Origin of the sequence: Acinetobacter sp. 2JN-4, assembly GCF_003687745.1 — a bacterium.
Classification (GTDB): domain Bacteria; phylum Pseudomonadota; class Gammaproteobacteria; order Pseudomonadales; family Moraxellaceae; genus Acinetobacter; species Acinetobacter halotolerans.
The window spans coordinates 297,827-319,702 of record NZ_RDNY01000001.1 but is presented as its reverse complement, the minus strand read 5'-3'; the positions used below and the strand labels follow the sequence as shown (position 1 = coordinate 319,702).

Below are 21,876 nucleotides of genomic sequence, written 5' to 3'. Positions count from 1 at the left end.
AAACGACCTAGTATAGCTTGCATCCCGATTCTAAGATAGATTCAGGATGCAAGCACTTGCGGCAAATGTATGGAAAACTGCTGAAATGAGCCGTGATGATGATCAAAAAACTGCAAAAGATCGTCGCATTGAATGGCTTCGATACTGTAATAAGCTGAATTTTCACGTACAATGATCAATCAGAGGTTTTTTGAAATTTAGAGAGTTATGGCGACACGCATTACCAATCAAAAATTGTCGAAAAGCAGTCGTGTATGGATGAGAGAGCACTTAGATGACCCTTTTGTAAAAAAAGCGCAAAAGGAGGGTTATCGTGCACGTGCAGCATATAAGCTACTTGAGATCCAAGAAAAATATAAAATGATCAAGCCGGGTATGACGGTGGTTGATTTAGGTGCAGCACCAGGTAGTTGGTCGCAAATTGCGGGTAAATTAGTCGGCGCGAACGGTTTGGTTGTTGCTTCAGATATTTTAGCAATGGATGCATTGCCCGATGTAACCTTCTTACAAGGTGATTTCCGCGAAGAAGAAGTCTTCGAAAAATTGTTAAATATTTTAAATGGGCGTCAAGTAGATATTGTAATTTCAGATATGGCCCCCAATACATCAGGTAATAAGGCTGTTGATCAACCACGTCAAATTTACTTATGTGAATTGGCTTTGGACTTTGCTCAGAAGGTATTAGGACCGAATGGCCAGTTTTTGGTTAAAGTGTTCCAAGGTACTGGATTTGACGAGTTTAGAAAACAAGTGGTCGATAGTTTTGATGTGTTAAAAACAGCTAAACCGGCGGCGTCGCGTGCTCGATCAAAAGAGGTTTTTTTGATTGGACAAGGTCGTAAAAAGGCCTTGAAATAAAAAGTATACTTGCCAAGTTGTTAAAAATTGTGCATTTTGTACCTTTTAAGTTTTTTGCAACGCAAATTCATTGCTGTTTTTGTGAAGGTCAGCCAAGATTAGGTATGATCAAATTAGATTGATATGGGAATAAAGCCTTGAGCGATTACTTCAAGAATGCCGTATTGTGGCTCGTCATACTCGGTGTTCTGATTTTGATTTTTAGCAACGTCAGTGACCGAAATAAACCTGCGGCGATGAAATACTCTGATTTCGTTGCAGCGGTGAATGCTGGACAAATTAAACAAGTCACCATTGATGGTTTAAATATCAGTGGTGAAAAAACTGATAGTTCTCCATTTGAGACCGTTCGTCCACAAGTAGAAGACACTCAGTTGCTACCAAGCTTAAACAAACAAAATGTTGTGGTTGAGGGCATAGCGCCACAACGCCAAGGCATTTTGATGCAACTTCTCATCGCAAGTTTCCCAATATTGCTCATTATTTTGTTGTTCATGTTCTTTATGCGCAACATGGGGGGCGGTGCCGGTGGTAAGAATGGCCCAATGAGTTTTGGTAAGTCAAAAGCGAAAATGCTATCTGAAGATCAGATCAAGATCACTTTTGTTGATGTTGCTGGTTGTGATGAAGCAAAACAAGAAGTGGTTGAAATCGTTGATTTCTTAAAAGACCCAACCAAATTTAAACGACTTGGAGCAACAATTCCACGTGGCGTGTTAATGGTTGGTCCTCCTGGTACAGGTAAAACCTTATTAGCAAAAGCAATTGCTGGTGAAGCCAAGGTTCCATTCTTTAGTATTTCAGGTTCTGATTTTGTCGAAATGTTCGTTGGTGTGGGTGCATCGCGTGTTCGTGATATGTTCGAACAAGCAAAACGAAATGCACCGTGTATCATCTTTATTGATGAGATTGATGCAGTTGGTCGTCACCGTGGTTCAGGTACAGGTGGTGGTCATGATGAACGTGAGCAAACACTTAACCAAATGTTGGTCGAGATGGATGGTTTTGAGGGCAACGAAGGCGTTATCGTTATTGCTGCCACCAACCGTGCTGATGTTCTCGATAAAGCACTTCTTCGTCCAGGACGTTTTGACCGTCAAGTGATGGTTGGCTTGCCTGATATTCGTGGGCGTGAGCAAATCCTCAATGTACACTTGAAGAAGCTTCCTTCTGTAACAGGTGTGGATCTTAAAATTCTTGCACGTGGTACACCAGGGTTTTCGGGTGCACAGCTCGCAAACTTAGTCAACGAAGCGGCATTGTTTGCTGCTCGCCGTAATAAAAATACGGTAGATATGCATGACTTTGAAGATGCGAAAGATAAGATTTATATGGGGCCTGAACGTAAATCGATGGTAATTCGTGAAGAAGAACGTCGTGCAACGGCTTACCATGAAGCAGGACATGCGATTGTTGCTGAAATCTTACCAGGTACAGATCCTGTGCATAAAGTCACGATCATGCCACGTGGTTGGGCGCTAGGCGTTACTTGGCAGCTTCCTGAACAAGACCAAACCAGTCACTATAAAGATAAGATGTTGAATGAACTTTCCATTTTATTTGGCGGTCGTATTGCAGAAGAAGTATTCATTAACCAAATGTCTACTGGTGCATCGAATGACTTTGAACGTGCAACCAAAATGGCACGTGCTATGGTCACAAAATACGGTATGTCTGATGCGCTTGGTGTAATGGTTTATGAAGATGAAAACCAAAGCGGTTTCTTCGGTAATGTCGGTAGTCGCACTATTTCTGAAGCTACGCAACAAAAAGTGGATGAAGAAGTACGTCGTATTCTTGATCAGCAGTACAAAGTTGCTCGTGATATCTTAGAAAATAATCAAGATATCGCACATGCAATGGTAAAAGCGTTGATGGATTGGGAAACCATTGATCGTGACCAAATCCGTGACATCATGGAAGGTCGTGAACCACAACCACCAAAAGTATATGTAGCTGAAAATCCTGTGGCTGATTTTGAACCACCTAAAGATGGTCCATCTACACCACCACCATTGCCAGCAATGAGTTAAACGGTTTTAGAAAGAATGAGCGACTTAGGTCGCTCTTTTTTGTCTTGGTTTTGACCTAAGCTGAAAATAAATCATCAAACATTAAACATTGTTCTTGTTAATATAATGTGATTAAAGTGAGGAGTGTTTTGATGAAGTTGATGCCATTACCACAGCAGCAGTTACAGTGTGGTCGTTTTACATTAGATTTATCTCAGCCTCACATTATGGGAATCCTTAATGTAACACCTGATTCATTTAGCGATGGTGGGCAGCATCATCACCGAGATCAAGCCATTAAACATGCTTTGCAAATGATTGAGGATGGTGCAACCATTATTGATATCGGTGGTGAATCTACTCGCCCAAATGCCTCGCCAGTTGCTGTTGAAGAAGAAATTCGCCGTGTGATTCCTGTAGTACAGGAATTATCAAAATATGATGTGATCCTGTCGATTGATACCAGTCAGCCTGAAGTGATACGTGCAGCCATCCAAGCAGGTGCACATATATGGAATGATGTCCGTGCATTAACGCGTCCGCAAGCATTAGAAACCGCTGCTGAACTCAACATTCCAGTGGTATTGATGCATATGCGTGGTGAACCAACCAATATGAATCAACTCGACCAATATGACGATGTTACTGAGGATGTGATGAGGGAACTACATCAGCGATTGGAGCAAGCAATTGCGATCGGCATTAAACCTCAGCATATTATTCTTGATCCGGGGTTTGGTTTTGCTAAAAACGCCCAACAAAATTTTCAACTGCTGCATGATTTTTGGAAACTCAATCAAATGGGTTATCCAATTTTGTCAGGCTTGTCGCGCAAACGTTTTATTGGCGAAGCATTAAATGGTGTTGCTGCCCAAGAAAGAGTGGTCGGTAGTGTGATGGGGCATTTACTCAGTATTCAACAAGGTGCAAGCATTGTGCGAGCACACGACGTGAAAGCAACAAGTGATGCTGTAAAGATTTGGAATGCTATGCGTATGGTTGAATCAGCGTAGTGACTAAGAAAGAGTAATAGATACATTCGAATACGGTGTCTTTATATTTTTTTGCATACAATAAAGTGAATACTGCTATTCATTTGAAATGACAAAATAAAACTTGGGGATTATAAAATGTATCAAGGCACAAAAATATTTTCACTCTCTTTGCTCGGTTGTATGATCGCAGCTTGCCAGCCGATGTCGAGTTCTCAGCAACGTATGATCGGGGTGGGGGTATATGAACTGGCACAAGCACCAAGTTTTGCACAAACGGTCATGCCAATACCCATTTCAGAACAACAACGCTTAGAACAAGACACCGAAAAATATCAGAAAAATGAAGTTAATCCAGTTTTTAGAGTTTCTGATCAATCTATCTCAACTTTTAGTATTGATGTGGATACAGGAAGTTATAGCAATACGCGCCGTTTTTTAAATAATGGTCGTTTACCTCCAGCAGACGCGGTTCGTATCGAGGAAATGATTAATTATTTTGACTATCAGTATCCACAACCTATTGGTATACATCCATTTTCAGTGACCACGGAAACAGTGGATTCGCCTTGGAAACAAAATGCCAAACTCATCAAAATCGGGATTCAGGCCAAGGATTTAGCACTTGCACAACTGCCACCTGCAAATTTAGTTTTCCTCGTAGATGTATCGGGGAGTATGAGTGCGCCAGATAAGTTGCCATTGGTAAAGCAAACATTACGCTTGCTGACGGAACAATTACGACCACAAGATAAAGTCACGATTATTACCTATGCCAGTGGTGAAAAACTGGTGCTTAAACCGACTTCAGGAGATCAAAAAGATAAGATTTTAAGTGTCATTAATGCATTAAAAGCGAATGGTGCAACCGCAGGTGAGCGAGCGATCCAACTGGCATATCAGCAAGCTGAGAAAGCTTTTGTGAAAAATGGCATTAACCGTATTTTATTGGCAACAGATGGTGACTTTAATGTGGGGATCACCGACTTTAATACTTTAAAATCAATGGTAACTGAAAAGCGTAAAAGTGGTATTTCACTCACTACATTAGGTTTCGGTACAGGAAACTATAATGAGCAATTGATGGAGCAAATAGCGGATGCAGGTGATGGTAATTACAGCTATATCGACAATAAAAATGAAGCTAAAAAAGTAGTGCAGCGTCAGCTTTCATCGACACTTGCAACGGTTGCGCAAGATGTCAAGATTCAGGTTGAGTTTAATCCTGCAACGGTCAAAGAATATCGTCTCGTTGGTTATGAAAATCGCATGTTGAAACAAGAAGATTTTAATAATGATAAAGTGGATGCGGGAGATATAGGTGCAGGACATCGTGTGACCGCATTTTATGAAATTATTCCCGCTGGTCAGCAGGGCTGGTTAAATGACTCGCGCTATCAGGCACAGACAAAGATCAATGCTGCTAAAAAATCAGAATATGCTTTTGTGAATTTACGCTATAAGCTACCGAATCAAGATAATAGTATTTTATTGAATCAAGCCGTGAAAATGGGCAGTAAACCGCTTGCTCAGGCGCATAGTGATACTCGTTTTGCGGTCGCTGTTGCCTCTTATGCTCAACAACTCAAAGGCGGGCAATACAATGGTTCAGTCGGATGGGATCAAATTATTCAATTGGCACAGCAGTCTGCTCAACCTGACCCTTATCAAATGCGTGAGGAGTTTGTTGAATTGGCGAAAATTGCAAAAAGTTTAAGCGCTAAAAAAGATTGAATATTCATGTTATAAAAGTGGTCGGTGACGATGACCTAACCGACCATGAATGGTACATATTTATAGCAGGATGGAATAACAATCACCATGAAAACACCATTAATTAGATCAAGTGAATTAAGCGAACTCAATAACTGTAATGTCTGGTTGAAAATGGAGTCTGCTCAGCCTACAGGTTCTTTTAAGCAAAGAAGTATCGGCAATGCCTGTCTAAAATATGTAGAACAAGGGGCAAAGAAATTCATTAGCTCTTCTGGTGGTAACGCTGGTATTTCAGTCGCTTATATGGGAAAAGCACTTAATATTCCTGTCACCGTTATTGTTCCTAAAACGACTTCGCAAAAAGCGATTGATTTAATGCTACAACAAGATGCTGAGGTGATTGTCCAAGGTGAATCTTGGGTGGAAGCCAATGAACTGGCACTTTCATTGGTGAATGATGAAGCCATTTATATTCATCCCTTCGACAATCAATATTTATGGGATGGTGTTGCAACGATTATTGATGAAGTCATTGCGGATGGTATTTATCCGAATGCTGTCATTTTATCAGTAGGAGGAGGCAGTTTAATCTCTGGAATTCATCAAGGTTTAAAACGGAATCATCTAGATATTCCAATTTATGCAATTGAAACGGATGGAACCGCTTCTTTGAATACCGCAATGAAGATAGGTAAGCATATAAAGCTAGATGAAGTGACAGGGATTGCAACAACACTTGCAGCAAAACAAGTCTGTGAAAATGCATTTCTCATTTCGCAAAGTGAAAATGTTCAAGCTATGACTGTTTCGGATCAAGACGCGGTAACTGCATGTCTGAAATTTTTAGATCATCATCGAACATTGGTTGAGCCTGCTTGTGGCGCAACACTATCTGTTCTATATGATAAAAAAATTAGCTTTGCACCAACAGAGGATGTGCTAGTGATTGTATGTGGTGGCGCATCTATTACCATTGAACAGCTTTCAAAATATGCTGAGCAATTTTCTGTAGAAACAGTGGCTTAAATGTATCAATTAGCTTTAGCAATATTTTTCTTTATCCCCACACTGGGAGAGGTTGAAATCGAATAAGGTAAATTGATCTAGAGCGGTCGGAAAAACCGCTTTTTTTATGCCTAAATATCGTGATTTTTGCGGGATTGTGGTATAAGCATGGCGTTTTATTGGCATGTTACTTTTTATGTTTGAAAATTTACTCCTCCCCATGTTTGATGATGAATATTATCCCGATATTCTGGTTGCTGAAGTCAAACAACATATACATCAGTTCGCAAAAAAAGTCAGTCGTTCTGGCTTATCTGAAACTGAGATTTATCGTTTTGCGAATCGGACTATCATCGAAATTAATGAAATGAAACCGCAGTTCGAAGAGTTGGATTCATCTTTAGATGATGCTGCGGCGGATTATATTGCCGAAGCGATGATGATGATCGTGCAAGAAGCGGGTTATTTCGATATTGAAATGGAAGAATTAATTGTGAATCGAGAGTGGTAGACGTCACTCTCGATTTTCATTTTCAAATAAAATTTCTAATGAGCATCTATCCATAGTTTGGGTAAAATAATTTGTCCTGAAACCCACGCTTCTATTTTAGCTTGTTGAAATTTTTGATAATAAATACTTTCACTATTGATCAGCAAGCCCAAGGTATCTCCCTGTTTCAACTCCCCATTTATACTTGGTAGCTCAATGCTTTGTAGTGATTTATTGGGGTCAGCTAAGTCTAAGGTAATCTGATCATAAATTTGTTTTCTGCCGTTATTAAAGGGAGCAGTCTGTTCATTTAAAACAACATATTTCCCCGTTTCTTTCGACTTTACTGCTACAGATATAAATAACACGGGATCACTTGACTCAGCTTTTGCTTCGACATTTAAGCTTAAGCGAGGCGCACCAGTGATATGCGTAACTTGCTGCGCCACATGAATCGGGACAAATACAGCTTGGGTTGTCGTTGCTGCAATCCATGTTCTATTCAATGTGTAGGACGTGGTCGGGTTTAGATCTGCGAGATGGTTAACTGGGCTATGATCCACGCATAATTCAGGTAGTTTCATTTTTGGTGTTTTATCTTTTAACTGCTGATCGAACCACATTAAGATTATGTCTTGTAAGTTGTAGTGTTGTTTATTGCCACAATGAACAGATTTTCCTATATACCAGAAAGGTGTTTGACCTGACGGGGACTGTTGTGCCAATGGTTGCAGATGTCCGCCTTGTACCCCGATTAAATGGACTTTGTGCCGCGCTTGTTTGATACATTCAGCGGCTTTTACGCCCTCATTGAACGGGAATAATATATCTCTAAATCCCTGAATAATCAGTGCGTCTGCTTGGGGTGCTTGGTCATGTTCACAAAACCAGCGTGCTTGATGTGTTTTTAGAAAATCATAAGATGACGCATTAAGTTGACCTTGTTGCGTTTCTCGATAGGCTTGCTTAAGTTCGGAATCAAATTTATTCCAATTCCACCAGTCACCGATTAAATTTAAGAACCTAATCCAGTTGCTTTTAGGAACGCCATTTGGTGCAAGACTATTTATCAGATCATACCAAGTGGTAATCGGGACAATCGCTTGTAAGCGTGGGTCCAATGCCGATGCGATGTACTGTACACCACCTGCATAAGATTCTCCGATCATACCTGTACGAACGCCGTTTTGGTTTTTTGCTAATTGGGGCAGGTGCTTTTCAGCCCAGTTCATGATGGTAATCACATCCTGTGCTTCTTTATCTGGATCAGCTAGACGGATTTTACCTTGACTATTACCATGTCCACGTTGGTCATAACTAATCACCCAATAACCTTGTTTCCATGCAGTTTTGGCGACTTGACCTGTAGGTAAGAGAAAACCGTATAAACTCAGTTCAGGTCGTTTCATGCGAGATAAGCCAAAGCCATGCGTATGCAAGAGTAACGGGGCTGTTTGTCCGACCTTTAAATGAGGCTGATACACTGTGAAAGCCAGCACAGTTCCATCTGCGCTTATGGTTTTGGCGTGATAATAACGTTGTTTTAATTCAACTGATTTTTGATAGGCATGAATGGGCGTCGGTGAGTGATAAGCACAACCTTGTATGACGAGCGCAAAGCTCAAAAATATCCATAAAAGGTAAGTACGCATAGATTCTTTCATCCTTGAATAAATCTCTGTGAAGTTATGCTGTGATACATAAGGAAATCATATATCTTCAATGACTGTTCTGATTTAAAGCATCAAACGCTCAAATACTATAATCTAAATTGATAGATCATTTTACTGATCTATCGGTTTTATTGTCTTATAGGTTGTAGGCTTTCTTGCGATAAGCATATAAAAATAGACCACAGCATAAGCATATCAAGCCCATAATCAAATGCGAACTGAGTGGCTCATGGTTGAGCGTGATTCCCCAAAGTGTTGCCAATACAGGAGTTATGATCATGATGAGCATCACTGTGGTCGGATTCAGTTTTTGAATTAAATGATAATAAAAAATCATAGCAAGCACTGAAGAAAATAATGCGCTATACAGCAATGCCATAGTGGCTTGTGGACTTGGCAATTGTATTGGAACCTCTGAGATAAAAAAAGGTAATAAACAGAGATAGCCGATCCATGAAATTAAGGTTGAGCCAGCGGTTTGAGTGATCGGATGAATTTCTGCACCTACTTTTGCAACGGCTAGCATAGAAAGAACATAGAGTAGAACTGCAATCATTTCATAGGCAATGCCTAGCATGTCGAGCTGAACATTATCTGTAGCTAAACCCATTGTCAGTAATAAGCCGAGAAAGGCAAGAATTAAACCGTACCATTGACGTGGATGAAAGTGTTCACGTTTTAAAATAAAGACCGCAATCAAACCTGACCACAAGGGTGCTGTGCCATAAATAATTGAAATCATACCCGATGGAACACGTGTCGCACCCATATAACAAAAAGTCATAGAGCCAAATAACCCAATTGCACCTGCTGTATAACTGGTGATTGCTTTGAAATTTATGCTGAGCTTGAGTCCAAAATAAAACAGACAAACAAAGCTAAGTGGAATGGCGAGACTGTATCGTAGAAATAAACCCCAAGCCCAATGAATATCTTGCACTGTCCATACCGCTGCTAACGGGGTGAATGACCAAATCAGAACAACTGCAATAAATTGACCGACTGGCGCTGGGCGTGGGGAAGTAGAGGCGACAGTCGGTTGCATCTGGGGTGTGGATATAAAACTTTTTTCATGCAATTGTGACATGGGGTGCTCCAGTAATAACAACAGTAGGTTTGAAGGTTCAGAAATCAAGGCGAAAAAAAAGCCGCCATTGAGGCGACCTATGTTTCATGTAATGTTATTTTTTAACGCGTCATCGGATCAAATAACATTGCAAAGCCTCCTCGTATAGAGATGCAGACACGTCGCCACATTGCATTGGAGAGAATGCAATATGCGATACATGCTAGATCTAGAGCGGGTGCTTTGTTCATCTGAGTCATATTAAAAATAAGCTTAAGATTTTTATAGCATAAGGTCTGAATAAAAAATAGTCATTGTTCTCAATAAGCTTAAAAATATATCAATGCACCTTGAAGATTTATAGTTGCTTAAATTTAAGATTTTTTCATAATGACAGTATTCGATATTTAAACAGAAGTTTTCCTTTGTCTCCTTTAGAAATCATTGCCGTCTTGATGAGTATTATCGGTGTCACCTTGACCATTCAACGTCATATGTGGTGTTGGGGTTTCAATATTTTGGCTTGTGCATTGTACGCTTATCTTTTTTTCGCCTATAAATTGTATGCCGAAACTATTCTGCAATTTTTCTTTATCGCATTCAATTGTTATGGTTTTTATTTTTGGTTAAAAGGAAAACGCCAAGACCACGAGATTCGGATTGAGCCGATCGGCATTCAAATTGCAGTCGCTCAAATCTGTTTGGCTGCGATGGGCGGATTATTATTAGGTCTCATTTTAAAGCATTTTACGGATGCTGCTGTGCCGATGCTAGATTCTCAGCTTGCTGCATTTAGTTTACTTGCGACCTATTGGACCAGTCAAAAACATATTGCAACTTGGGTACTCTGGATATTTGTGGATATTGTTTATGTGGGTATGTTTATTTACAAAGAACTGTTTTTAACAGCAGCTTTATATGCCGCATTTGTGGGCTTGGCGACTTATGGTTGGTGGCAGTGGCAACAGGTGCAACGAAAGCAGTTGATGAAACTATCCTAAATAAGGACAGCCGAGTGAGCTATCCTTATCATTGAGTGATTGATTAGATTATTTAGACGCTGTTGCCAGATATTCTTTCACTGCTTGGCGTGCAATCGCTGGATCATCCGCAAATACCCCATCCACACCTGCTTTGAAATAAAGCTGTAATTCTTTGATTGATCCTGTTGGACAACGCTCGGCTGCTTTTGATGCTTCAGCACTACATTTTAAAGTCTCAGGCAAGAAGTTATTTTCTGGACGGAATGTATATGGATGTACTTTTAAGCCGACTTGATGAGCATCAGGAATAAACGACGTGGTTTCGGTCATGGCTGCATCTTTAAAGATATAAGGCTTCCACGGCCCAACACCATTTGCATAAGTTGCAACATCTTTTAATCCTTGCGCTGTTGCCATATCCGCATAGGTGGTTGAGATATTTTGCGCAACATAATCTGCTGGTTGTGCTGTTTTATCATCATAGAGTTGGATGAGCTGAGCGTGTTTGATGCTCTTATGTAGATCAAGCTGTTGTTTTAAATATTTTAAATTGCCCACTTCAAATGATTGTAAATAGATCGGAGCAATGTCACGGCTATATTTATATTTGGCTAATGTTTTTAGCAATGTATCTTCCATTGCTAAATTTTGTTTTTGGAAGAAAGTCGGGTGTTTGGTTTCGATATATAAACCAATGATTTTACCTGTTTTTTTATAATGTGCTTCAGCCAGTTCAATGATTTGCTCTAAGGTCGGTATGCTATATAAATCATTGTATTGTTGATTTTCTGGTCGATATTGTGGAATACGTTCACGTGCTTTAAGTTGTTGTAATTCTTTGAGGCTAAAGTCCTCGGTGAACCAACCTTCAAAAGTGACGCCGTCAATGATTTTCGTGGTTTTACGATCGGCAAATTCTGGCAGGCTGGCAACATTTGTGGTACCGCTGATTTCATTTTCATGGCGGGCGATCAAAACACCATCTTTGGTTGATACTAGATCAGGTTCAATAAAATCCGCGCCATCATCAATCGCTTTTTGATAAGCCTCAAGGGTATGTTCAGGTCGAAGCGCACTTGCACCACGATGTCCGACCACTAAAATTTGTGGCAATTGATATTGTGGTTGATTGGCGTTGGATGAAGCATTGTCATCATTGTTACAACCCACAAGGCCGATCAGACAGAGACTCGCGACTGTTTGCTTTAACATACATAAACTCATGTGTTTTTATTTGAGTCGTTAGTGTGCTGATTAAATTTATCAAATGGATGACAAAGAGATGATCATTTGATGAAATTACAAATAATTTTTAGATAAAACAATCTGGATTGAGTATCCAATTTTACTCAATGTTAAAAAGAATATTCTATCAAGCAAAATCTAATGCTTTTTTCCCCAATAGGGCCAGTTGATTTCAGGGCTAAAGTGATAATCTTTGTCTAGCCAATAGGACTGAGGCGGAGCATATTTATCTTTGAGTCCCATGATTTGCATGAGATTATTATCGAGTTCAGCGGTGTTAATGGTTTTGGTGAGATCCACGCCTGTTGAAGGCATATGGTCATACCACATGATGACTGGAACTTGATAACCTGCCTTGGTATTTGGACTATGTCCTGCATAGTCCATCTCATGCCCGACCTCATTACCATGATCTGAAACAACGGTAAATGATCTAAAGTCTTGGTTCTTTTCAGCGATAAGTTTATCTAAAATCTGAGCCAATAAGCTGTCTTGATACAAGATCGCATTGTCGTAGTGGTTACGCATAGAGCGTATCCATGGATCAATATCATTTTTCTTGAGTAGCATTTCTACTGCATCATTACTATCGCTACTAAACTGATTATAAATGGCAGGGTAGCGTTCTTTATAATTGGGGTGTGTACCGATCATATGCAAAATAATTAATTTTTTAGGTTCTGGGTCAGCAAGGGCTTGTTGATAAGCTGGCAAAAGATTTTCGTCTAATGATGTGCTGCTGCGTCCTGAACGGGTGTTTTTATAGATCGCTTTATCCGCATAAGAACCGAACAATGAGGAAAGGTAAATATCATCTTGATTACTGAGCCAGTAGATTTTATAACCTGCTGCTTTTGCATAAGCAAGTATGCTTTCTGGTGAATATCGATCATGTTCTGAAGCAGGACTTTCGGTCAAAAGTACCCGTAAAGCATTAATCGTGGAGGGAGACGGCGAAAATGCATTACAAAACACTTTAATTTGGCTGATTCTTTTGGAAAGTTCTGGTGTGGTGTCTCGCGTATAACCACATAGGCCGAGGTCAAGACTGGTAATACTTTCAGACAAGACCAATACATGGGTTTGTTTCTGTTTAATTTGATCTGCAACGATTAGATTTTGTTTCGCACTACGATCCCACTGTCGATGAACATCTTTATGTTGCTTGATTCGGTTTTTAAACGCCTGAATTTTTTCCTGATAATTACTCCAAAATACAATTGGATGAACGTTACGTGATGGTTTCATCAGATAGCAAGTCAAGGTAAGAAGAACCAAAAAGATGATACATGCACGGTAAAAATAGCTGTGCCAAAGTTGTTGGAAATTCTCAGCTTTCAAATATTTAAATACGATATAGTGATAGGCGACAGTAACTGAAACCAAACCAAATAACACCGCAATAATGCTAATCGCATGAAGTTGAAAAAACTCCCATGTCTCGGTATAACTGGTATTCGCAATCGCTTCAATAATAAAATAGGCTTCATTGTCACTGCTAAATAAAATCCAAGTACTGGAACGTAAAACTGAGTCGAACCAAAAAATCAGCCACCAAATGATGGACAGAATATACCAAGATTTTTTATTTTGAATGGCCGCCAAATATAAAAAAATCGCACCTGGTAATGATAAAAAACCAAGCCTTAAACCATCAGACAAGTTACCTGAAAAAATTAATAAACCGCCAGTAATCAAAGCTGGTAGCAAAATGAATAAGAGAATATTAAAGTTCTTCAGAGTGACCTTCATCGATGTTTAATAAAATTAGGGAGCGCAATAAGCGTGCTACTATCGGTTTTAGATTCGCTATTGTCAATCTGAATTTAGGAACTCATTGATCGCAAAGTAATTTCAATTTGTTGTTTTTTTAGTTGTTTGAATTTAATCAGTTTATTTTGCTGTGGATCTGTTTTAATGTGCGTGAAAAATCCATAATTTCTTCGTAATTCTAGCTTTTTGCAATGATATGTTAATAGGGATAGTGTTTCCTTATTGGCTCAGTAATGATCAGCGTTTATATTTGCCAATATTTAGCTATCTTTTTGACAAATTGACTGTTTCAGGAATGGAATGAACAGCCATGTTATCTAAATTTTTTATTGATCGTCCCATTTTTGCAGGTGTCTTAGCGATTATCGTGATGGCTGTTGGGTTACTTGCTGTTTTAAATTTACCTGTAGAGCGCTATCCAGATATTGCTCCTCCTAGAATCACTGTATCTACCAATTATAGTGGTGCTGATGCACAAGCGGTTGAAGACAGTGTTACGCAAGTCTTAGAACAACAAATTAAAGGGATTGACCATCTTCTTTATTTTAGTTCAAGTAGTGATGCTAATGGTAATAGTCGGATTAGTTTATTTTTTGCGCAAGGCACTGATCCTGATCAGGCGCAAGTGCAAGTTCAAAATGCAATTAATGGCGCAATCAATCGTTTACCAGCGGACGTACAGCGACAGGGGGTGAATGTTCGCAAATCGCTCAGTGATTCTTTTATGGTCATTGGCTTAGCCGATGCTTCTGGACGTTCCACCAATATCGATATCTCTGATTATTTAACCAATCATTTTGAGTTAAATCTGAGTCGTCTCGAAGGTGTTGGGGAAATCAATGTTTTTGGCTCACAGTACGCGATGCGTATTTGGCTGGATCCTAAAAAATTACAACAATATCAACTCAGTGTCAGTGAAGTCCGTACTGCTTTAGAAAATCAGAATGCTCAAGTGGCAGCAGGCGCGATTGGGCAGTTACCGAGTGTCGATGATCAATATTTAAATGCCAAAGTCACCTCAGGCTCTTTATTGCGTACGCCTGAGCAATTTGAAAACATTATTATCAAAGCGAATAGCGATGGTGGCATGGTCTATCTAAAAGATATTGCCCGAATCGAAATTGGCGCAGAAAATTATCAGGTTTTCAACCGAATCAACGGTTATCCTGCTTCTGGGCTTTCAGTTTCATTGGCTGTGGGCGCCAATGTAATGCAAACCGCGGATTTAGTTTACCAAGAAATAGAACGGTTAAAAAAAGGATTGCCTGAAGGTTATTTTGTGGTCTATCCACGTGATGATACCCCCTTTGTAAAAGAATCAATGTCTCAGGTGGTGACAACACTGGTTGAAGCGATCATTTTGGTTGTACTGGTGATGTTCCTTTTCTTACAGAATTGGCGAGCAACCTTGATCCCTGCGGTAACGGTTCCAGTGGTGATTTTAGGAACTTTTGCAGTGCTTGCTGTATTGGGGATGAGTATTAACACCCTGACGCTATTTGCAATGGTGCTTGCGATTGGGTTGTTGGTGGATGATGCAATCGTTGTGGTTGAAAATGTCGAACGGATCATGCATGAGCAGAAGCTGGATGCCAAACAAGCCAGTATTCAGTCTATGCAAGAGATTAGCGGGGCATTGGTTGGGATTACCTTAGTATTGACGGCAGTATTTATCCCAATGTCATTTTTTACCGGTGCAACGGGAATTATTTATCGCCAATTTTCGATCACTTTAGTCGCAGCGATGTCTTTATCATTGCTGGTTGCATTGATTCTTACACCTGCTTTATGTTCGATTTTATTGAAACCGCAGCAACAGAAAGCCAAATGGGCCGTGTACTTTGAGCGTGGATTAGATCGTGTTCGAGGTTTTTATCTGAATGTCGCCAAAAAAGTGATACAGCTTAAATTTCTGTCGCTTGTCGCTTTATTGTTTTTGGTTAGTGCTTTTGCTTGGACCTATCGTGAATTACCTACCAGTTTTTTACCACAGGAAGATCAGGGGATCTTGGGTGTTCAGTTTCGCCTAGCTGAAGGTACGCCGATGAGTCAAACCCAAGTCATCGGCAAACAAATTTCAGACTATTTTTTGGCAGAAGAAAAAGATAATTTAAATGGCATCATGGTGATACATGGGCGAAACTTCTCAGGCTCAGGTCAAAACCTAGGGCAAGCTTTTGTCTCTTTAAAACATTGGGATGATCGTCCAGGTGTGAAAAATAGTGCACAAGAAATTCGTGCGCGTGCCATGAAGCATTTTGCTCAAAATAATCAGGCACGTATTATGGTAATGATGCCTGCGGTCATACGAGGGTTAGGCAATTCAGACAAAATCAATTTTTGGCTACAAGATACCCAAGGCTCTGGGCGAGATAGTCTCATTCGGTCTTTTGAAAATCTTCAACAGCAGGGCAATGCATTAAGTAGCATCGAAAACCTTGATAAAAAAAGCAATGATGATCAGGCTGTTCTCAATATTAAGATTGATCATCGTACTGCGATGCTACACAGTTTAAACATTAATGAAATTAATCGTACAATCTCGACGGCTTGGAGTGGAAGCTATATCAATGATTTTATTGATCGTGGGCGAATCAAACGTGTTTATTTGCAAGGTGATGCACCTTATCGTTCGAAACCTGAAGACTTGAGTTTTTGGCATGTGAAAAATGCACAAGGACAAATGATTCCCTTTACTCAATTTAGCCAAGTTGAATGGCAGGGCGCACCACCCTTGTTGGAACGTTTTATGGGCTATCCTGCGATTGAATTAGAAGCTGATGCCGCCAGTGGTTTTAGTAGTGGTCAAGGCATGCGAGCAATGGAAAATATAGCGGCGCAAATGCCAGAAATTGGACTGGCGTGGAGCGGTTTATCCTATCAAGAACAACAATCGAGTAATCAAGCGATTTGGTTATATTTGATCTCGATTGCTTTTATTTTCTTGTGCTTAGCTGCTTTATATGAAAGCTGGTCTATTCCTTCGGTGGTCATGGCGGCTATTCCGCTCGGTATCGGGGGAACGATCTTATTTAGTCATTGGTTTGGTTTTGCCAATGATATTTACTTTCAGATCGCACTGCTCACCACAATCGGGTTGTCCTGTAAAAATGCGATCTTAATGGTTGAGTTTGCAGCCAGTCTTCAGCAGCAGGGACGAAATGTTCTTGACTCTGCTCTACATGCTGCAGGGTTACGCCTACGTCCGATCCTCATGACCTCGATTGCATTTGGTGCAGGGGTGATCCCATTGATGTTTTCGACAGGTGCTGGAGCACTCAGCCGACAAGCCATTGGCTATAGTGTTTTTGGTGGAGTGGTCTTTGGTACGGTGTTGGTCCTTATTTTTATTCCTTTAATGTATGTGCTCATCCGATCAGTTTTTAAAGGGAAAATCGTTGCAGTGAGTTGAGTTTTTTAAATATTTTTGATAGAAACAAAAAATCACATATTCCATGTAGATAAAGGCTTGTGTCCGCTTGACTCAAGCCTTTACTATGCACGCGCCGTATAAACGGTTAATTGAGGATTAACTCCCTAAATGGACACGCAGAGTTGTAGTTTATTACGAATTACACATTTTATATTCATAAAAATCAGAATGAAGGTCGTTACTCGACAGTAAAATAATATGCTGTGTCTAACTCTTCATTGCTGATCTATTGTAGTGAAGAGGTAGAGATGAGCTACAACAACTTTTTATATTTATTGCAAGACGCATTGAAGAATAACCATCTTGAACTCGCACTTGCGTCGGTCGAAACTTTTCCAGCAGTCGATATTGCTGATCTTTTACCCCAACTCCCTATAGAACAAAGCCAATTGCTATTGAAGCATTTGCCTGATAGAGCTTATGTTTTTTCTTATCTTCCGCCGAATGAACAAGTCAAACTCGCCAAAGCAATGCCAAGAAATATTTTGGCTGAAATTATTGGTGAAATGTCATCGGACAAACGAGCTGATGTTTTTAAATGTTTAGATAAACAACAACAAAAAGCATTGCTTCCTGCACTTGCTCAAGCTGAAAGAGAAGACATTCGTCAACTTTCATCATATCTCGAGGGAACAGCAGGGGCGATTATGAGCTCCGAATATGCGACCTTAAAACCTAATATCACGGTCAAAGATGCAATTAAAATGTTGCGTCTTGAAGCACCAGATACAGAAACCATTTATTTTGCTTATGTTTTAGATGAAGCGCGAAAAATATTGGGAGTTTTGTCATTAAAACAATTGATCCTTGCACCTGAAACGCAGAATATCAGTGAGCTGATGGTCACCAATGTTTTGACTGCCTATGTAGATACCGATCAAGATGAGGTTGCTAAAACCATCGCAAGATATGACTTATTGGCACTCCCAATTCTTGATCATCATGACATGATGGTGGGGATCGTGACCTATGATGATGCGATGGATGTTGCCAGTGAAGAAGCAACTGAAGACTTCTTAAAAGTTGGTGCGGTGAATGCATCTTCGAAACTGAGTATTAAAACAGCTCCCATTTTACAACTGTATCAAAAGCGCGTTTTTTGGTTAGTGATTTTAGTATTTGGGAGTTTGTTGTCTGGTTTAGGGATAGCACATTATGAAGATTTGATCGCACAACATTTGGTTTTAGTATTTTTCTTACCTTTATTGGTTGGCAGTGGAGGGAATGCGGGTTCTCAGTCTTCTACCTTGATGGTAAGGGCGTTGGCGACAGGTGATGTACAGTTTAAAGATTGGTTTTATCTCCTCGGCCGAGAGAGCTTAGTTGCTTTAAGTTTGGGAGGAACGATGGCGATCGCAGTTTCACTCCTTGGATATTTCCGTGGTGATGAATGGGTGGCATTGGTGTTGGCCTTGAGTATGATGGGAATCGTGTTAATGGGGTGTCTGATTGGCATGAGTTTGCCTTTTATTTTAAATAGAGTCGGACTAGATCCAGCAAGTGCTTCAGCGCCATTGGTCACTTCAATATGTGATGCGACTGGTGTAATCGTATATTTATTTATAGCTTCTATGATCTTATTTTAGTTGTAAAAATAATACCCTCTCGATTTAAAAAGTATTTATGATCAAGCTATAAACTTGGTTTAAGGTTGGGCAAATGTCAGAACAAAAAAAATTAACTCAGCAGCAAGCAATCATTGTGGAGCGTGATTTGGCGAAATTCGCCAATACGATGGACAGCTTGGTACGAATTCCGTTCACTAAACAAGGTGTCGGTGCGGATGCAGCATTAAGTACGATTCCTTTTGCGGGAGATATAGCAGGTTTTGTTCTGACTTTGTATGCTTTCAAAAAAGCCAGAGAAGTGGGTGTTCCGCAACATAAACTCAATGGTGTGGTGAAACTTGCGATCTTAGATATGTTGGTTGGTTTTGTACCGATTGTAGGGACTTTATTTGACGTATTTATTCGGCCAAGCCGCAAAACCCTTGAGATTGTGCATAATCATATCCGTGAGGAATATCAAGTACACAGCGATATTCATGTGGTGCATCCATTTTTGCATGAATCTCTAGAGCAAAAACAGAAAACCTCAGCGTTTTGGCGTAATCCGATAGTGAGCTGGATTTGGCTGCGGATACCTGATTTGCTCGGCATCGCCGTTTTGATTTTACTTGTGCTTGCACTTTGGCTTGGCTTGAGTTACGCGTGGCAGTTGTATCAGTCTTTTACAATCGGTTGATTTTGAACTAAAAAATAAAGCCTCCAACTTGGAGGCTTTATTCGTGTATCTGTTTGGATTAGTGAACGTTTAATTGCTTTAATGCAGCAACACGTTGTTCAATGCTTGGGTGGGTGTGGAACAATGCAGCTAAGCTAAAACCTTGTTCTTTACCTTCCGCGATTGCAAATGCTTTCATTTCTTTCGGCATTTGATCTGGCATTTCTGATTCTGCTTGTAAGCGAAGTAGTGCAGAAATCATTGCATCTTTACCAGCCAAACGTGCACCTGCTTCATCAGCACGATATTCACGTTGACGAGAGAACCACATCACGATGGTTGATGCCAAGATACCAAATACGATATCTAAAGCAATCGTAATCGCAAAATAGGCAATTCCTGGCGCTTCGCCATCTTCACGACCAAATACATTACGGTCAATAAAGTCCCCAGCAATACGCGCAAAGAACATAACGAAGGCATTGACTACACCTTGGATCAAGGCAAGGGTAACCATATCACCATTTGCAACGTGACCAATTTCATGCGCAAGTACAGCACGAAGTTCATCTTTGTTCATACGTTCTAATAGACCTGTTGAAACAGCTACTAGTGCGTCGTTTTTATTCCAACCTGTTGCAAATGCATTAGATTGATAAGATGGGAAGATACCAACTTCAGGCATTTTAATACCTGCACGTTGGGATAATTGAGCAACTTCTTGTAATAACCACGCTTCGGCTTGATTACGAGGTGCATTCGGGTCGATTAATTCGGTCCCAGTGGTTTTTTTAGCCATCCACTTTGATAGGAATAGGGAAATCAAAGAACCTACCATACCAAAGACAAGGCAGATAACCATTAGGTTGCCTAGATTTAAGCCACCCGCGCCATGGTAACTACCGACACCGAAGAGTGACAAAATAATGCCAGCTACAACCAGTACCGCGAGGTTGGTTAGCAAGAACAAACCAATCCGCATCATTGAGAAAACCCTCTTATAAAGAAAAAGTGATCTGATTTATAAATATAAATCACCCCAATAATATGCAGGTTGAACCTCAAAAATTCAAGGGAAAAAATAGATGTTATTGCAAGTTCATAGACAAAATAATGAATCTACAGATAAACAAGGACTTAAAAGCAATTTTAGCGTGAAAAAAGTAACAAATCAGTGCTGATTATCGTTGTTTTAATGTACATATTAATCCGTTAAACGGATATGTGCAGAAGCAGTGGCATTCGCTGTGGAGTAGCTTCCTGCTGGCGCATCTGTAAAAGTACCATCAGCCAAAGTGATGATTTGTCGATTGTACTGTTTTGACGTTGATGCGGTTTCGGCGTTTGTACTGTTATTTGAGCCTGAATAATTAACCGATTGTGTGATCACTTGCCCATTGGTTGAATGAGCTGTCGGTTGAGATAAATTAGTCCCTAAACCTGATACATAGAGGTTTTGATAACGGCTAGTGACACGACGAACATAATCCTGTGTTTCTCGGAATGGGGGGATGCCTTTATATTTATCGACATTGCCTTCTCCTGCGTTATAGGCAGCCAAGGCCAAGCGTGTATCACCTTTAAACCGTTTCAGTAACCAACTTAAATACTTTGCACCTGCAAAAATATTTTGCTGAGGGTCGTAAGCATTGGAGACATTGAAGCGTTTTGCTGTTGCGGGCATCAACTGCATTAAGCCTTGAGCACCCACAGGTGAGCGTGCATTGACATTGAAACCAGATTCAGTGTGCATTACCGCTTTTATTAAGCCTTCTGAAACACCATGTTGTTGTGCTGCTTGACGGATTAAATGGTCGAAAGTATTTCGGTTACGGCTATAACTGGGTAGAACTGAAGCTTCGCTATTGCCCCAATTACGATAGCTATGGATATTGCTATCGGGATAATAGGTTGCTTTAACCACTTTTAAATGGCTGTATTCTGCTTTCTTTTTATTGGTCAGCAGTGTAGTACCATTGCTATCTTTAAATTGATAGATGGTTTGCCCAGCGTGTGCAGTTACTGTTGTATTAAAAAAACCGATTGTCCCCAAATACAACATAAAAAAATAAGTTATTTTGTTCATCGTTATAATATTCACAAAAGATGAGCTTTAATTCATTTCAGCAGTGTAACAAAAAAATCTCTAAAAAGTACTTTCGCTACATTTTTTTATTTTCTACTGTCTAACAAAAAATCAAGTCCTTTTGCTCGAATGTTCAGCAAAAAAAAAATTAAATTTTTTTTAAAATTTAAGTGTTGACTTATATAAGCTATTGTTTTTAATAAAGTAAAATGATTGGTTAAAAAATGATCAATTTGATTGAAAGCCTTATTCTAAGATAAAAAAAGTTTGTCAATAGCGAAGAAATCCACAATTTTATCCACAGTTTTTGTGGAAAACTGT

At 39.9% G+C, this 21,876-nt stretch carries 17 protein-coding genes; 11 read left to right on the top strand and 6 right to left on the bottom strand.

All coding sequences use genetic code 11. The annotated features are described in order from the left end of the window. Positions 1-46: 46 nt before the first annotated feature. The 7 genes from EAH57_RS16200 (at position 47) to EAH57_RS01605 (ending at position 7,094) form a co-directional block, all read left to right on the top strand. Positions 47-175 (top strand): hypothetical protein, encoded by a 129-nt coding sequence (locus tag EAH57_RS16200; protein WP_265596653.1) that lies wholly within the window; start codon positions 47-49, stop codon positions 173-175. 32 nt (positions 176-207) lie between these two features. Continuing rightward, the gene (gene rlmE, locus EAH57_RS01630) at positions 208-858 is read left to right on the top strand and encodes a 23S rRNA (uridine(2552)-2'-O)-methyltransferase RlmE (RefSeq protein WP_004669142.1); all 651 of its coding nucleotides are present in this window, start codon (positions 208-210) and stop codon (positions 856-858) included. Between the two features lie 137 nt (positions 859-995). Further along, positions 996-2,891, top strand: coding sequence for an ATP-dependent zinc metalloprotease FtsH (gene ftsH / locus EAH57_RS01625; RefSeq protein ID WP_121928560.1), 1,896 nt, complete (start codon positions 996-998; stop codon positions 2,889-2,891). Positions 2,892-3,022: 131 nt separating this feature from the next. Continuing rightward, positions 3,023-3,883, top strand: coding sequence for a dihydropteroate synthase (folP, locus tag EAH57_RS01620; RefSeq protein ID WP_121928559.1), 861 nt, complete (start codon positions 3,023-3,025; stop codon positions 3,881-3,883). A 117-nt stretch (positions 3,884-4,000) separates the two neighbouring features. Then, entirely contained in the window at positions 4,001-5,596 is a 1,596-nt protein-coding gene (locus tag EAH57_RS01615) for a vWA domain-containing protein (protein WP_121928558.1), read from the top strand. 87 nt (positions 5,597-5,683) lie between these two features. Continuing rightward, positions 5,684-6,604: a pyridoxal-phosphate dependent enzyme gene (locus EAH57_RS01610; RefSeq protein WP_121928557.1), complete on the top strand. Its 921-nt coding sequence runs from the start codon at positions 5,684-5,686 to the stop codon at positions 6,602-6,604. 175 nt (positions 6,605-6,779) lie between these two features. Next, positions 6,780-7,094, top strand: coding sequence for a DUF5713 family protein (locus tag EAH57_RS01605; RefSeq protein ID WP_121928762.1), 315 nt, complete (start codon positions 6,780-6,782; stop codon positions 7,092-7,094). Between the two features lie 35 nt (positions 7,095-7,129). On the opposite strand, the gene EAH57_RS01600 is transcribed toward EAH57_RS01605, so the two are convergent. Then, a complete protein-coding gene (locus EAH57_RS01600; RefSeq protein ID WP_121928556.1) occupies positions 7,130-8,725 on the bottom strand; it encodes a CocE/NonD family hydrolase in 1,596 nt (531 codons plus the stop codon). A 157-nt stretch (positions 8,726-8,882) separates the two neighbouring features. Continuing rightward, positions 8,883-9,833, bottom strand: a complete 951-nt coding sequence (locus EAH57_RS01595; RefSeq protein ID WP_121928555.1) for a DMT family transporter — start codon at positions 9,831-9,833, stop codon at positions 8,883-8,885. Between the two features lie 404 nt (positions 9,834-10,237). On the opposite strand from EAH57_RS01595, the gene pnuC reads away from it, so the two are divergent. Then, the gene (gene pnuC, locus EAH57_RS01590) at positions 10,238-10,813 is read left to right on the top strand and encodes a nicotinamide riboside transporter PnuC (protein WP_121928554.1); all 576 of its coding nucleotides are present in this window, start codon (positions 10,238-10,240) and stop codon (positions 10,811-10,813) included. Between the two features lie 48 nt (positions 10,814-10,861). Here the strand turns inward: pnuC and EAH57_RS01585 are convergent, their stop codons facing one another. Both EAH57_RS01585 and EAH57_RS01580 read right to left on the bottom strand, forming a co-directional pair. After that, entirely contained in the window at positions 10,862-12,007 is a 1,146-nt protein-coding gene (locus tag EAH57_RS01585; RefSeq protein WP_121928553.1) for a glycerophosphodiester phosphodiesterase, read from the bottom strand. 171 nt (positions 12,008-12,178) lie between these two features. Then, a complete protein-coding gene (locus tag EAH57_RS01580; RefSeq protein ID WP_121928552.1) occupies positions 12,179-13,792 on the bottom strand; it encodes a phosphoethanolamine transferase in 1,614 nt (537 codons plus the stop codon). A 331-nt stretch (positions 13,793-14,123) separates the two neighbouring features. On the opposite strand from EAH57_RS01580, the gene EAH57_RS01575 reads away from it, so the two are divergent. The 3 genes from EAH57_RS01575 to EAH57_RS01565 all read left to right on the top strand — a co-directional run bounded on the left by EAH57_RS01575 (position 14,124) and on the right by EAH57_RS01565 (position 19,490). Beyond that, the gene (locus EAH57_RS01575) at positions 14,124-17,225 is read left to right on the top strand and encodes an efflux RND transporter permease subunit (RefSeq protein WP_121928551.1); all 3,102 of its coding nucleotides are present in this window, start codon (positions 14,124-14,126) and stop codon (positions 17,223-17,225) included. 269 nt (positions 17,226-17,494) lie between these two features. Further along, positions 17,495-18,832 carry a magnesium transporter gene (gene mgtE, locus EAH57_RS01570; protein WP_121928550.1) on the top strand — a complete coding sequence of 446 codons (1,338 nt, stop codon included), beginning with the start codon at positions 17,495-17,497 and terminating at the stop codon, positions 18,830-18,832. A gap of 73 nt (positions 18,833-18,905) precedes the next feature. Next, entirely contained in the window at positions 18,906-19,490 is a 585-nt protein-coding gene (locus EAH57_RS01565; protein ID WP_121928549.1) for a DUF4112 domain-containing protein, read from the top strand. Positions 19,491-19,548: 58 nt separating this feature from the next. Here EAH57_RS01565 and htpX read toward each other — a convergent pair whose 3' ends face one another. Together htpX and EAH57_RS01555 are read right to left on the bottom strand one after the other, a co-directional pair. Continuing rightward, the gene (gene htpX / locus EAH57_RS01560; protein WP_004669119.1) at positions 19,549-20,454 is read right to left on the bottom strand and encodes a protease HtpX; all 906 of its coding nucleotides are present in this window, start codon (positions 20,452-20,454) and stop codon (positions 19,549-19,551) included. A gap of 219 nt (positions 20,455-20,673) precedes the next feature. Beyond that, positions 20,674-21,555, bottom strand: a complete 882-nt coding sequence (locus EAH57_RS01555; protein WP_171407342.1) for a lytic transglycosylase domain-containing protein — start codon at positions 21,553-21,555, stop codon at positions 20,674-20,676. Positions 21,556-21,876 lie beyond the last annotated feature (321 nt).

Excerpts from the sequence above, each read along its gene's own strand:
- EAH57_RS16200 (WP_265596653.1), top strand. The coding sequence starts at position 47 with ATGCAAGCACTTGCGGCAAATGTATGGAAAACTGCTGAAATGAGCCGT.
- rlmE (WP_004669142.1), top strand. The coding sequence starts at position 208 with ATGGCGACACGCATTACCAATCAAAAATTGTCGAAAAGCAGTCGTGTA.
- folP (WP_121928559.1), top strand. The coding sequence starts at position 3,023 with ATGAAGTTGATGCCATTACCACAGCAGCAGTTACAGTGTGGTCGTTTT.
- EAH57_RS01615 (WP_121928558.1), top strand. The coding sequence starts at position 4,001 with ATGTATCAAGGCACAAAAATATTTTCACTCTCTTTGCTCGGTTGTATG.
- EAH57_RS01610 (WP_121928557.1), top strand. The coding sequence starts at position 5,684 with ATGAAAACACCATTAATTAGATCAAGTGAATTAAGCGAACTCAATAAC.
- EAH57_RS01605 (WP_121928762.1), top strand. The coding sequence starts at position 6,780 with ATGTTTGAAAATTTACTCCTCCCCATGTTTGATGATGAATATTATCCC.
- EAH57_RS01600 (WP_121928556.1), bottom strand. The coding sequence starts at position 8,725 with ATGCGTACTTACCTTTTATGGATATTTTTGAGCTTTGCGCTCGTCATA.
- EAH57_RS01595 (WP_121928555.1), bottom strand. The coding sequence starts at position 9,833 with ATGTCACAATTGCATGAAAAAAGTTTTATATCCACACCCCAGATGCAA.
- EAH57_RS01585 (WP_121928553.1), bottom strand. The coding sequence starts at position 12,007 with ATGTTAAAGCAAACAGTCGCGAGTCTCTGTCTGATCGGCCTTGTGGGT.
- EAH57_RS01580 (WP_121928552.1), bottom strand. The coding sequence starts at position 13,792 with ATGAAGGTCACTCTGAAGAACTTTAATATTCTCTTATTCATTTTGCTA.
- EAH57_RS01575 (WP_121928551.1), top strand. The coding sequence starts at position 14,124 with ATGTTATCTAAATTTTTTATTGATCGTCCCATTTTTGCAGGTGTCTTA.
- mgtE (WP_121928550.1), top strand. The coding sequence starts at position 17,495 with ATGAGCTACAACAACTTTTTATATTTATTGCAAGACGCATTGAAGAAT.
- EAH57_RS01565 (WP_121928549.1), top strand. The coding sequence starts at position 18,906 with ATGTCAGAACAAAAAAAATTAACTCAGCAGCAAGCAATCATTGTGGAG.
- htpX (WP_004669119.1), bottom strand. The coding sequence starts at position 20,454 with ATGATGCGGATTGGTTTGTTCTTGCTAACCAACCTCGCGGTACTGGTT.
- EAH57_RS01555 (WP_171407342.1), bottom strand. The coding sequence starts at position 21,555 with ATGAACAAAATAACTTATTTTTTTATGTTGTATTTGGGGACAATCGGT.